Annotated in this window: 10 protein-coding genes and 1 pseudogene; 7 read left to right on the top strand and 4 right to left on the bottom strand. The window is 63.0% G+C overall.

The window, feature by feature from the left end; translation table 11 throughout:
- Positions 1-5 precede the first annotated feature (5 nt).
- A complete protein-coding gene (locus V5B40_RS18835) occupies positions 6-581 on the bottom strand; it encodes a TetR/AcrR family transcriptional regulator (RefSeq protein ID WP_332355930.1) in 576 nt (191 codons plus the stop codon).
- Positions 582-967: 386 nt separating this feature from the next.
- Between V5B40_RS18835 and V5B40_RS18830 the strand changes: the two genes are divergently transcribed.
- From V5B40_RS18830 to V5B40_RS18805, 6 genes and pseudogenes are all read left to right on the top strand, one after another.
- A complete protein-coding gene (locus V5B40_RS18830; protein ID WP_332355929.1) occupies positions 968-1,717 on the top strand; it encodes an electron transfer flavoprotein subunit beta/FixA family protein in 750 nt (249 codons plus the stop codon).
- 2 nt (positions 1,718-1,719) lie between these two features.
- Positions 1,720-2,652, top strand: a complete 933-nt coding sequence (locus V5B40_RS18825) for an electron transfer flavoprotein subunit alpha/FixB family protein (RefSeq protein ID WP_332355928.1) — start codon at positions 1,720-1,722, stop codon at positions 2,650-2,652.
- A gap of 22 nt (positions 2,653-2,674) precedes the next feature.
- Complete coding sequence (locus V5B40_RS18820; protein WP_332355927.1) at positions 2,675-3,340, top strand: energy-coupling factor ABC transporter permease; 666 nt, start codon at positions 2,675-2,677, stop codon at positions 3,338-3,340.
- Positions 3,341-3,446: 106 nt separating this feature from the next.
- Positions 3,447-5,240, top strand: coding sequence for an acyl-CoA dehydrogenase C-terminal domain-containing protein (locus tag V5B40_RS18815; RefSeq protein ID WP_332355926.1), 1,794 nt, complete (start codon positions 3,447-3,449; stop codon positions 5,238-5,240).
- Positions 5,241-5,362: 122 nt separating this feature from the next.
- Positions 5,363-5,770 carry an acyl-CoA thioesterase gene (locus tag V5B40_RS18810; RefSeq protein WP_332355925.1) on the top strand — a complete coding sequence of 136 codons (408 nt, stop codon included), beginning with the start codon at positions 5,363-5,365 and terminating at the stop codon, positions 5,768-5,770.
- A 34-nt stretch (positions 5,771-5,804) separates the two neighbouring features.
- Positions 5,805-7,800 (top strand): annotated as a pseudogene (locus V5B40_RS18805) (acetoacetate--CoA ligase).
- 159 nt (positions 7,801-7,959) lie between these two features.
- Here V5B40_RS18805 and V5B40_RS18800 read toward each other — a convergent pair.
- From V5B40_RS18800 to V5B40_RS18790, 3 genes are all read right to left on the bottom strand, one after another.
- On the bottom strand, positions 7,960-8,766 hold the full coding sequence (locus V5B40_RS18800) for an EAL domain-containing protein (protein ID WP_332355924.1): 807 nt from the start codon (positions 8,764-8,766) through the stop codon (positions 7,960-7,962).
- 57 nt (positions 8,767-8,823) lie between these two features.
- On the bottom strand, positions 8,824-10,383 hold the full coding sequence (gene malQ, locus V5B40_RS18795; protein ID WP_332355923.1) for a 4-alpha-glucanotransferase: 1,560 nt from the start codon (positions 10,381-10,383) through the stop codon (positions 8,824-8,826).
- Positions 10,384-10,593: 210 nt separating this feature from the next.
- Entirely contained in the window at positions 10,594-11,163 is a 570-nt protein-coding gene (locus tag V5B40_RS18790) for a lipid-binding SYLF domain-containing protein (protein ID WP_332355922.1), read from the bottom strand.
- Between the two features lie 331 nt (positions 11,164-11,494).
- Between V5B40_RS18790 and V5B40_RS18785 the strand changes: the two genes are divergently transcribed.
- Positions 11,495-12,907, top strand: coding sequence for a bifunctional enoyl-CoA hydratase/phosphate acetyltransferase (locus tag V5B40_RS18785; protein ID WP_332355921.1), 1,413 nt, complete (start codon positions 11,495-11,497; stop codon positions 12,905-12,907).

The following is a 12,907-nucleotide window of genomic DNA, read 5'->3' as shown; positions in this document are numbered from 1 at the left end:
GGGCTCTACTCCTTGACGATCAGTTCGGCAATCCAGTGCTTGAGCTCGCCGACCGCCGCATCGTAGCGCTCGCAGGCCATCAGGCTTTGCCCGAAGACATAGGCGTAGAGCAGCAGGCTGCGGCTTTTCGCTTCGTCGTCGGAGAGGCCGCGGCGGACAAAGAGCTGGCGGGTGCATTCCAGGCGCCAGGTATCGACTTCCTCGACAATGGCCGCCGCCTGGGCGTCGCGTCGGGCCCATTCGCGCACCGCCAGTTCGATCGAGATCCCCTTGCGGTTGCGCGTTGCGCCATAGACGTCGATCAGATGCAGCAGCTGTTCGCGCTCGCGGCCAGTACTGGCGCCGGTCTGCTTGTTGATGTCACGGATGCGGCCGTCGCGCCAGGTTTCGAGGACGCCGTCGACCAGATCCTGACGATCCTTGAAATGCCAGTAAAAGCTGCCTTTAGTGACGCCGAAGTTCTTGGCCAGGACTTCGATGCGCATCCCCTGCACGCCTTGCTCGGCGAGAACATCAATGGCCGCTTCGATCCATCCGTCACGGTCGAGCGTTACGCGGGCGCTGGTCTTCTCGGTTTTCATCCTTGTCTGCTTCCTTCATTGGTCTCGCGCGTCGGGCAAACGGTAGCAGTAGCGGTCGCTTGGCGCACGCCATCCATACGACATGGTATGGGCTATTGTCCGGTCAGCGTTCGGCAATGTCAAACGCTGACTGTCGGCTCCATGCGCCGTGACCATGCTGTTGAGCGGGGCTTTCCTGAATCGCGTAACTGAGGCAATATTGCTGGCTAGCGTCGCACTGTCCTTGCCGACGGTATTGACAGCCGTTTTTCCATACGGTACCGTACGCCATCCATACGACAGAGTATGGCCTGTTTTCCGGTCAACGGTCGGCGCTGTTATCCGCGGGCGGTGTTGCCTTGGCCGCGATCGATGTCGATTACCTTGCAGTGATAAAGGAGAAAGTTTTGAAGATTCTCGTTCCAATCAAACGAGTGGTGGATTACAACGTCAAAGTGCGCGTCAAGGCTGACGCCAGCAACGTTGATCTGGCCAACGTCAAGATGTCGATGAACCCTTTCGACGAGATCGCTGTTGAAGAAGCGGTGCGTCTCAAGGAAGCGGGGATTGCCAGCGAAGTGGTGGCCGTTTCGGCCGGCGTGGCCAACTGCCAGGAAACCCTGCGCACAGCGATGGCCATTGGCGCCGACCGCGGCATCCTGATCCAGACCGATGTCGACCTGCAGCCGCTCGCGGTCGCCAAGCTGCTCAAGGCGGTGTGCGAGAAGGAGCAGCCGCAGATCGTCATCTGCGGCAAGCAGGCGATCGACGACGACGCCAACCAGACCGGACAGATGCTGGCTGGCCTGTTGGGCTGGCCGCAGGCGACCTTTGCCTCCAAAATTGTCGTTGCCGGTCAGCAGACGACGGTCACTCGCGAGATCGACGGCGGTCTGGAAAGCATCGAAATCGCACTGCCGGCGGTACTGACTACCGACCTGCGTCTCAACGAACCGCGCTACGCGACCCTGCCGAACATCATGAAAGCCAAGCGCAAGCCGCTCGAGACGACCAATCCGGAAGCCTTGGGCGTTGACGTGACGCCGCGCCTGAAGACCCTGAAGGTGGCCGAGCCGCCGAAGCGTAGCGCCGGCATCAAGGTGGCCGACGCCGCCGACCTGGTGATGAAACTCAAGACTGAAGCGAAGGTGATCTGATCATGGCCATACTCGTCATTGCTGAACACGACAATTCTTCGATCAAGGCGGCGACGCTCAATGCCGTGACTGCGGCGACCAGGATCGGTGCCGAGCTTCATCTCCTGGTTGCCGGCAGCGGCTGCGCGGCTGCCGCCGACGCGGCGGCGAAAATCGCCGGCGTGGGCAAGGTCCTGCTCGCCGATGCTCCTCAATACGCTGACCAGTCGCCCGAGAACCTTGCGGCACTGGTCGTGGCCAATGCGGCTGCGTACGGCCACATCGTCACTGCGGCAACCACGATCGGCAAGAACTTCATGCCCCGCGTCGCGGCGCTGCTCGACGTCGCGCAGATCTCGGAAATCGTCGCCGTCGAAGCGCCGGACACCTTTGTTCGCCCGATCTACGCCGGCAACGTCCTGGCCACCGTGCAGTCGAGCGATGCCGTCAAGGTGCTCACCGTGCGTACGACCGCTTTCGAAGCGGCGGGCGAGGGGGGCAGCGCCGCCGTGGAAAGCCTGGCTGCCGGTCCCGATCTCGCGCAAAGCAAGCTCATCAATCGCGAACTGACCAAGTCCGAGCGTCCCGAACTCTCGGCCGCCAAAGTCATCGTCTCCGGCGGTCGCGGCATGGCTAACGGCGACAATTTTCACAAACTGCTCGAGCCGCTGGCCGACAGGCTGGGCGCTGCGGTGGGTGCCTCGCGGGCGGCAGTCGATGCCGGCTACGCTCCCAACGACTACCAGGTCGGCCAGACCGGCAAGATCGTTGCGCCGCAGTTGTACATCGCCGTCGGCATCTCGGGTGCGATTCAGCATCTTGCCGGAATGAAGGACAGCAAGGTGATCGTCGCCATCAACAAGGACGCCGAGGCACCGATCTTCCAGGTTGCCGATTACGGCCTGGTCGGCGACCTCTTCGAGGTCCTGCCGGCATTGCTCGCCGAACTCGGCTGAACACAGTCGGGCGGCGGGCAGCGTGAACCTGCCGGACGGCCTCCTCGGCAGTGGCTGGCTGTTGCTGTCCTGGATGGTCTTCGTCGGGGTCGCGCTGCTTGCCCTGCGGCGGGCGCCGTGGCCTGTGCTGGCCGACGGCGCACGCCTGAATGCCTTCCTGGCGACGATCGTTGCGTTGATCGTACTCTGGCACCTGCAGGCCGGGGTCAAACCCGGTCTTTCGCTGCACCTGCTCGGGGCAACGGTGTTTACCCTGTGCTTCGGCTGGGCGCTGGCTTTTATCGGGCTCTGTCTGGTGCTGCTCGGGGTCGGGCTGAATGGTTTTGCCGGCTGGCAAAGCTTTGCCATAAACGCTTTGCTGATGGCCGGCGTTGGCGTCGCCGTGAGTCATACGCTGCATCGCCTGGTCGATCGCTGGCTGCCGCGCCACATGTTCGTGTACATCTTCTGCAAGGGCTTCTTTGCCGCGGCGCTGGCAGTGATTGCGGTCGGCCTGGCGGCGTGCACGCTTTTGGTGCTGGCGGGGACTTACGACGGTGATTACCTGGCTGCCGAGTATCTACCCTATTTTCTGCTACTCGGTTTCTCGGAGGCCTGGCTGTCGGGAATGATGGCGACCCTGTTTGCTGTTTATCGACCGGATCTTCTCGCCGATTTTGACGATGTGCAGTTCCTCGGAAAAAAGTGATGAGCGCCGGCGAAGGCGACTGTGAGATCAATTAGCAACCACAATGCATCCCAAACGGTCTTGCCGCTGATGACCGTTTCCCCTGGCGAATTTAAAGGAGAATGAAATGAGTGAATATTTTGCCCCAATCCGCGATATGCAATTCGTGCTCAAGGAACTCGCCGGGCTCGAAGAGGTGGCGCAGCTACCCGGCTGCGAAGAGGCGACGCCCGATCTCGTTGACGCGGTTCTCGAAGAAGCCGCCAAGTTTGCCGAGGAAGTGCTCTCGCCGCTCAACATTCCGGGTGACCTCGAAGGCGCCAAATGGCACGACAAGGCGGTGACCATGCCGGCCGGCTTCAAGGAGGCCTACAAGCTGTTCGCCGACAGCGGCTGGACGGCGCTGGCCTGCGAGCCGGAGTGGGGCGGTCAGGGCCTGCCGAAAGTGCTTGCGGCGGCGGTTGCCGAGATGTGGAAGTCGGCCAATCATTCCTTTTCTCTGTGCCCCCTGCTGACCAATGGCGCCATCGAGGCGCTGGTGCTCACCGGTTCCGAGAAGCTCAAGAAGGACTATCTGGAGAAGATGGTCAGCGGCGTGTGGACCGGGACCATGAACCTCACCGAGCCGAATGCCGGCTCCGACCTGGCCGCCGTGCGCACCCGTGCCGAGCCGCAGGCCGACGGCAGCTACAAGATCTTCGGGCAGAAGATTTTCATCACCTATGGCGACCACGACATGGCCGCGAACATCGTCCATCTGGTGCTGGCGCGGACACCGACCGCGCCCGAAGGGGTCAAGGGCATTTCGCTGTTCGTCGTACCGAAGTTCATGGTCAATGACGACGGCAGCCTTGGCGAGCGCAACGACGCCTACTGCGTATCGATCGAGCACAAGCTGGGCATTCACGCCAGCCCAACGGCGATCATGGCTTTCGGCGACCATGGCGGCGCTGTCGGCTACCTCGTCGGTGAAGAGAATCGTGGTCTCGAGTACATGTTCATCATGATGAACGCCGCGCGCTTCGGCGTCGGCCTCGAAGGCGTCGCCGCTTGCGAGCGCTCGTATCAGCGCGCGCGCGACTACGCTCGCGACCGTATCCAGTGCACCGATATCGGCGAGCGTGGCGGGCCGAAAGTGGCGATCATCGCGCATCCGGACGTGCGCCGCATGTTGATGACCATGCGCGCCCACGCCGAGGCGACGCGGGCGCTGGCCTATGTGGTTGCCGCTGCCCACGACGCCGCCATTCACCATCCCGACGCCGCCGAGCGCAAGCGCAACCAGGCTTTCGTCGATCTGATGATCGGCGTGGTCAAGGGCTGGAGCACCGAGAGCGGGGTGAGCATGGCCTCGATGGGCATTCAGGTGCATGGCGGCATGGGTTACATCGAAGAAACCGGCGCCGCGCAGCACCTGCGCGACGCGCAGATCTCGACGATCTACGAGGGCACCACGGCCATTCAGGCCAACGACGTGATCGGTCGCAAGATCGCCCGCGAAGGCGGCGCCACGCTGCAGGCACTGATTGCCAGCATGCGTGCTTTTGACGCCGAACTGGCCGGGCAGGCGGGCAGTCATTTCGACGCCATTCGCAAGCGCTTGACGGCTGGCGTCGAGGCGCTGGCAGAAGCCGGCGACTGGGTGGTGGCCACTTACCGCGACGACGTTCGTGCGGCATCGGCCGGTTCGGTCCCCTTCCTGACCTTGCTCGGCATCGTCGCCGGCGGTTGGCAAATGGCGCGCGCGGCAGTGATCGCGCAGAAGAAAATCGACGGCGGCGACGCCGATCCCTTCTACGCGGCAAAAGTGGTCACCGCGCGTTTCTACGCCGACCACATTCTGTCGCGGGCAGCCGGCCTGGCGAGTAGCGTCACCGACGGTGCCGTCGGCGTGATGGCTTTGCCGGAAGACATGTTTTAAGCAGCTTCAGCGAGGAAGGCGGCCAGCCGGCGGTTGGACCGTTTTCATGCACCCGCGCCGGCGATTGCCAATCGTCGGCGCGCCTTTTCCGCAATCGCCGTGCATCAAGTACAGGAAGCACCATGCCAACAAGCCAACGCAAGCTCGTCCAGACCAGCCTGATGTCCATTCGCTGGGGCGACATGGACGCCTACGGACACGTCAATAACACCGTCTATTTTCGCTACATGGAGCAGTGCCGCGTCGAGTACCTCGAAACACTGGGCTTTAAGGTGCTGCCGCGCGGCACGGCACCGGTAATCATCAACGCCGCGTGCACCTTCCTGGTGCCGCTCAACTACCCGGGCATTGTCGAAGTACGCATGTTCTGCGCTCATCCGGGCCGCAGCAGCGTGCAGACGCATTACGAGATTCGCCTGCAAGACAAGGAAACACTCTACGCCACCGGCGATTCCAAGATCGTCTGGATGGACGTGGCCACCGGCAAGTCGGTGCCGATTCCGGAGGAGTGGCGGGCACAGTTGTCGTAAGCGCGTTTTTCCATCGCAGCAAGGAGGAGGGGATATGGATCAGCAGGCTCTCTGGCGCCCAAGCGCCGAACGTATCGCCGGCGCCCGGCTCAGCGCTTTCATGGCTGCCGTGAATAGCCGCTGGAATGCCGCTTGCAGCGACTATCCCAGCCTCTGGCGCTGGTCGGTGGCCGAGCCGGAGGCGTTCTGGACGTCGGTCTGGGACGAGTGCGGAGTGCTCGGCGAGCGCGGCGAGCGCATTCTCGAAGACGGCAAGCGCATGCCGGGGGCACGCTGGTTCCCGCAAGCGCAGCTCAATTACGCGCAGAATCTGCTGCGCCGCGGCGGCGAAGGAGTCGATCAGGCCGACACCGACGCTCTGGTCTTCTGGGGCGAAGACCAGGTCAAGCGGCGTCTCTCGAACGCCGAGCTGTACGCGCAAGTCTCGCGCTGCGCGCAGGCCCTGCAGGCTGACCGGCGTCGGTCGCGGCGATCGCGTCGCCGCCTACCTGCCGAACATGCCGGAGGCCTTGATCGCCATGCTCGCCACGGCTTCGCTCGGCGCCATCTGGTCGTCGGCGTCGCCCGACTTCGGCGTCAAGGGCGTGCTCGATCGTTTCGGGCAGATCGAAGCCAAGCTGCTGCTCTGCGTCGATGGCTACTGGTACAACGGCAAGCGCATCGACTGCATGGCCAAGAATCTGCAGATTGCCGCCCAGATGCCGACCGTCGAGCGCTGTGTCGTGGTTTCCTACCTCGACCCAAGCCCGGACGTGACCGCGATGCGCAAAGGCCAGCGCTACGCCGACTTCATTGCGCCTTTCACCGCCGGCAGAATCGATTTCGTGCCGCTGCCTTTCGAGCACCCGCTGTTCATCATGTTTTCCTCGGGAACCACCGGCGTCCCCAAATGCATCGTGCACTGCCATGGCGGCGCGCTGCTGCAGCATCTCAAGGAGCATCAGCTGCACAGCGACGTGCAGCCCGGCGACCGCGTCTTCTACTTCACCACCTGCGGCTGGATGATGTGGAACTGGCTGGTGTCCGGGCTCGCCTCGCAGGCGACACTGCTGCTCTACGACGGTTCGCCGTTCATCGCCGGCGCCTCGGGAAAAGCCGGAACGATCCTTTTCGACTACGCCGACGCCGAGCGCATGACGCACTTCGGCACCTCGGCCAAGTTCATCGACGCGCTCGCCAAGACCGGCCTCAAACCACGTGAAACCCACCGTCTGCGGCAACTGCGGGCAATGTTCTCGACCGGCAGCCCGCTGGCGCCGGAAAGTTTCGACTACGTTTATCAAGAGATCAAAGCCGAGCTGCTGCTGGCGTCGATTTCTGGCGGCACCGACATCCTCTCGTGCTTCGCGCTCGGCAGCCCGATTCTTCCCGTATACCGCGGCGAACTGCAGTGCCGCGGCCTGGGCATGGCGGTCGACGTCTTCGACGACGATGGCCAGCCGATTCCCGCCGCTCGTGGCGAGCGCGGCGAACTGGTGTGCACCGCCCCGTTCCCGGCCATGCCGGTCGGTTTCTGGAACGACCCCGACGGCGCCAAGTATCACGCCGCTTACTTCGATCGCTTTGCAAACATCTGGTGCCACGGCGATTTTGTCGAACTCACTGCCCACGAAGGAATGATCATCTACGGCCGCTCGGATGCCGTCCTCAACCCCGGCGGTGTGCGTATCGGCACTGCCGAGATCTATCGCCAGGTCGAGCAATTGCCGGAAGTCGTCGAGTCGCTGGTCATCGGCCAGGAATGGCAGCACGATGTGCGCGTCGTGCTGTTCGTCAAGCTGCGCGAAGGAATGACGCTCGACGACGCGCTGATCGAGCGCATCAAGCAGCAGGTCCACCAGAACACCACGCCGCGGCATGTGCCGGCGCGGGTGTTGCAGGTCGCCGACATTCCGCGCACCAAGAGCGGCAAGATCGTCGAACTGGCGGTGCGCCACATCGTCCATGGCCGGCCGGTGAAGAACGTCGAGGCACTGGCCAATCCTGAGGCGCTGGCGTATTTCCGGGATCGGGACGAACTGCGCAGTTGAGCCATGGCCCCCGCACTCGGATGGCATGGGTTCTTTCGTCATCCTCGGCAAGGGGAGAATTCCCAACATTCACAGGCTCATGACAAGAAAGCGCCAGGAACTGCAGCGACACGCGCTTCGTCCGGCCCGCGACGCGCTGGCTGCCGACTTCCCGGAACCCTAGACCGGCTTGGCAGCGAAGCGGTTTGTCGCGAGGCAGGAGCTGGTTTTCTCCCATTTCTCGTGCCAGGCGATGAACTCGGCGACGGCCAGCGGCGGCGAGAAGTGGTAGCCCTGTCCCCACTGCACGCCGGCGGCGCGCAGGGCCTGCAACTGGGTGTCGGTTTCGATGCCTTCAGCGACGACGGTCAGTTCGCTCGCCTGCAGGAGTCCGGCCAGGCTACGCAACCAGTCGGGGTGCGGGCATTCCGGGGTGATCTCGGCAGTCAGCAGGCGGTCAAGCTTGATGAGCTGGAAGTTGCAACGCGAAATGAGCGCCAGATTGGTGCCGCTCATCATCACGTCGTCGAGGGCGAGCTTGATGCCGCCATGAAACATGCTGTTGAGGGCCAGCAAACCGAGCTGGTCGGGAATTCCGCGTTCGGTCACTTCGAGGATCAGCTGCGTGCGAAACTCGCCGAGACCGGACTTGACGGCGGCGTACTCCAGACCGCCGCGACCGAGGATTTCGGGCGGCACGTTGAGGCTGAGGTGGGCCTCCGGGTGCGCGCGCAGCCAGCCACCGACTTCGCCAGCGAGCGTGTCGATCAGCCAGTAGGTGATCAGTCCGGAGAGCGGGGTATTATCCGCCAGCGGGATGAATTTGTCGGGAGGAACGACGGTGCCGTCAGGTCGCCGCCAGCGGATGAGCGCTTCTGCCCCCAGGCAGCTCTGATCGCCGAGAGAAACGATGGGCAGGTACTCGACGAAGAACTCGTCCTTGTTCAGGCCATCGTAGATCGCGTTTAGCTCGGTCGAAGCGAGCATCATCTGCTGACGGGTGCTGGTCGTGATGAGCCTGAGACGACGACCGGCAGGTGATGATCAGCTTGCGTCGGCTTCATCGGGGTGCTGGCTCTCGTAGTCGCGGCCGTAGAGGCAGGTCAGATCGAACAGGCGTTCGGAGTGCCAGGCTTCGACCTGATCCCAGCGGTAACGCCATTCCCACGATCCCACGCCGACACCCGGCTGGTTCATGCGGTGCGTGCTATCGAGGGCCAGCGCATCCTGCATCGGTATCACGCAATAGCGGGCCACCGACGAAAACGCGAGACGGATCAGATACCAGCACAGTTCTTCGCTGTTCTGGCTGCCCACGCCCAGGTAGGTGTGCACGCGGTCCTTTTCGCTCTGTTCGAGCGATTCCCACCAGCCGCAGGTGGTGTCGTTGTCGTGCGTGCCGGTGTAGACGACGGTATTGGCATCGTAGTTGTGTGGCAGATAGGGGTTTCTGGCGTCATCGCCGAAGGCGAAGTGCAGGATGCGCATGCCCGGCAGCCCGATATCCTCGCGCAGCTTCTTGACCGGCGGGGTGATGATGCCGAGGTCTTCGGCGATGATCTTGAGCTGGCCATGCTCGTCGGCCAGCTCGCGACGCATGGCGGTGAACACTGCGGCGCCCGGTCCTGGTTGCCAGAGGCCGTCGATGGCCGTTTCGGCCGAGCCCGGAATTTCCCAGTACGACTCGAAGCCGCGGAAATGGTCGATGCGCACGATGTCGCAGAGGATCATCATTTGCCGCATGCGATCTACCCACCACAGATAGTGCTCGGCGGCGTGTGCCGACCAGAGGTAGAGGGGGTTTCCCCAGCGCTGTCCGGTCTCGCTGAAGTAGTCCGGCGGGACTCCGGCGACGACGCGCGGACGACCGCTCTTGTCGAGGTCGAAAAGCCCCGGGTTCGCCCACACATCGGCGCTGTGGTCGGCGACAAAGATCGGCAGGTCGCCGACGATCTCGACGCGGTGGGCGTTGGCGTAGGTTTTGAGCCTGGCCCACTGCGTGTAGAAGCACCACTGCGAGAATTTCCAGAAATTGATTTCGTCGGCGTGTGCGCGTTCCGCCGCGCGCAGCGCCTCCGGCTGGCGGTGCGCAAGCTTTGCCGGCCACTCCTGCCAGATCGTTCCGTTTTCACCGCCATGGGCGATATCCAGCGCCATGAACAGCGCGTAATCGTCGAGCCAGGTGCGGGAAGCGGCGCAGAAGGCGGCAAATGCCTTGTGCTCGGGGGTCTTTCCGCTGGCGAAGAAGCGCGCGGCGGCCCGCCGCAACTGGTCCATCCTGAAAGGTCGCACTGCCGCATAGTCGATACGCTGTTCGGGGAATGCCGGAGCTTCGGCGAGATCGGCGGGGGTCAGCCAGCCGGCGTCCTGCAGTTGCACCAGGTCGATCAGCAACTCGTTGCCGGCGAAAGCGGAGGGGCTGGAGTAGGGCGAGTTACCGGGTCCAAGGCCGGTCAGCGGCAGCAGTTGCCACAGCGACTGGCCGCCGGCAACCAGCCAGTCGACGAAGTGGAAAGCGGCGGTGCCGAGGTCGCCCGAGCCGTGCGGTCCGGGCAAGGAAGTCGGGTGCAGAAGAATGCCGCTTTGGCGGGGAGCTGAGTTCATCCGGATCTCTTTTTCTGGTTAAAGCCATCGCCCGCTTGCGAGCGGTGGAGCAAGCAGATGGTCAATGGGTGTCGGGGAGTGTGTCTGGGAGTGCGGCTAAAAGCGTGGCTGGCAGCGTTACCGGGAGTAATAGTGGCATGGTGTAGCAGCGCAGGCCATGCCAGTCGGCTGCGGCGCTGCGCTGGCCCGGGCCGACTTGCGTGCCGACAATCAGTTCTTGAGTCGGGTGATCTTGTTGCCCTGCAGGCCAATACCGGCCATCAGACCTGTTTGCCCGAAGATAAAGGCGTAGATGTCGTCATGCACGGTCGTCGAGGTCATCGATTTGCCCATTCCCTCGTCGACCACGACAATCGATGGGCCAACGCCGACTTCGAATCCTTCGGCCTGATTCAAGGTCCGGAGCGCTTCTTCTTTCATGAAGAACATCGCATAACCGTATTGCTGAGCGCCGGCCTGGAGTCCATACGAAGCACCCGAGGTGTTGTAGTAGCCGCTTGCTTTGCCGGCCCTGAAGAGGACGCCGTCTCCGTATTGCCCGCCGACGACGAGACCAGCCTTGATGATCGTCGGAAAGACGAGGACGGCGACAGCGTCCCTGGACAAAACTTTCGCCGCAGGGATTTTGTCGATCAATTTCTGATAGGCGCTGCGTGCGTCTCTTTCGAGCGCCGCGCGGTCTGCGGCGATGCCGACAGCCGGGGCCAGCAGAGCGCTCAAGGTGGCCATCAGCAGCCACCGGGACAATTGAGAAACCTGCGAAAAAAATGTCTTGTTCATGTCGCCACTCCCTGAAAAGCGCTGTTAAGAAGGGTCCGCCTGCTTGGCTTGCCCAGGCATTATCATAAGCCAAAGTCGGTCTCGCCGCCCGCTTCGGCAAGTGGTTTTCATCCCCGCACCCTGTTCCGACCGGATGGCAGCGGGCCGTGCTGAGCGCGGTTCATGCCGCGACGGGTCGTGCCTTCGCCGTTTTCGCGCGATACGCTAGAATGGATGTTCCGGGCCGCCAGCCAGCCATCAGGCACTGGCGGGAGTTGCCAGGGAAAGAGCGGGGCGAGCAGAGGCGCCTTGCCGGCGAGACGATAAAATCCTTATCCACGACGAGTACATGATGACCAAAGATACCCTTGAGAACCGTTGTTTCGACGAGATCAACATTGGCGATACGGCGAGCATCAAGCGCACGCTGACGGTGCGGGATGTGCAGCTTTTCGCGACCGTTTCAGGTGACGTTAATCCTACCCACCTCGACCTCGAGCTGGTCAAGCAACTCGGCGCCAAGGAGTTGAGCGCGCACAGCATGTGGCTGGGCGCCCAGATCTCCGGATTGCTCGGCAACGAGCTGCCCGGGCCGGGCACCGTGTACGCCGGTCAGGATCTCGAGTTCCACGCACCGCTGGCCATTGGCGAGGAGATCACGATCAGCATCACGGCGCGAGAAAAATTTGCCGAGACGCGCAAAGTGACTTTCGACTGCCTTGGCGTCAACGCCCGCGGCGAGACGATCATGAGCGGTATTGCCCGGGTCGTTGCGCCGCATACGCGGATCATCATGGACCGTCCGGACGCTGCCAAGGTCTCGATTCAGAGCCACGACCGCTTTGACAGCTTTGTCGAACGCTGCGGGAAACTGCCGCCGGTGGCGGTGGCGGTGGTGCATCCCTGCGACGAATCCTCGCTGGGTGCTGCCCTCGAGGCCGCCCGCGAAAACCTCATCGAACCGATCCTGGTTGGTCCGCTGGAAAGGCTGCGGGCGGTGGCCGCGGAGTTTGGCTTCGACCTTGGCGGGGTACGCGTGGAAGACGTGCCGCATAGCCACGCCGCCGCCTTTCGTGCCGTCGAGCTGGTGCGCCTCGGAGAAGCCGCGGCGCTGATGAAAGGAAGTTTGCATACCGACGAACTGATGGCCGAGGTGGTCCATCGGCAAACCGGTTTGCGCACCGAGCGGCGCATCACGCATGCTTTCCTGATGGATGTGCCGACTTACCACAAGCCCTTGATCGTGACCGATGCGGCGATCAACATCGCGCCGGATCTCGACTGCAAACGCGACATTTGCCAGAACGCCATCGATCTGGCGCGAGTGCTGGGTATCGTGCAGCCGAAGGTGGCGATCATCTGCGCCGTCGAAGGCATCAACTCGCGAATGGTGTGCACGACGGACGCCGCTTCGCTGTGCAAGATGGCCGACCGTGGTCAGATCACGGGTGCCATTCTCGACGGCCCGCTGGCCCTTGACAACGCGATCAGCACGGAAGCCGCGCGGATCAAGAAAATCGATTCGGTCGTCGCCGGCGATCCCGACATTCTTGTCGTTCCCGACCTCGCTGCCGGCAACATTCTCGCCAAGCAACTGACTTTCATGAGCAATGCCGATGGTGCGGGCATCGTGCTCGGCGCGCGCGTGCCGATCATCCTGACCAGCCGCGCCGACAACCGGCGTGCCAAGCTCGCCTCATGCGCCGTTGCCTGCCTGATGGCCAGTGCCGTGCTGACGCACGACGCCAGCAAAGTGGGAGCTTGA

Source organism: Candidatus Accumulibacter meliphilus (genome assembly GCF_036625345.1).
GTDB classification, from domain to species: domain Bacteria; phylum Pseudomonadota; class Gammaproteobacteria; order Burkholderiales; family Rhodocyclaceae; genus Accumulibacter; species Accumulibacter meliphilus.
Note: the sequence above shows the minus strand (reverse complement) of the source record. Positions and strands in the feature narration are given on the sequence as shown.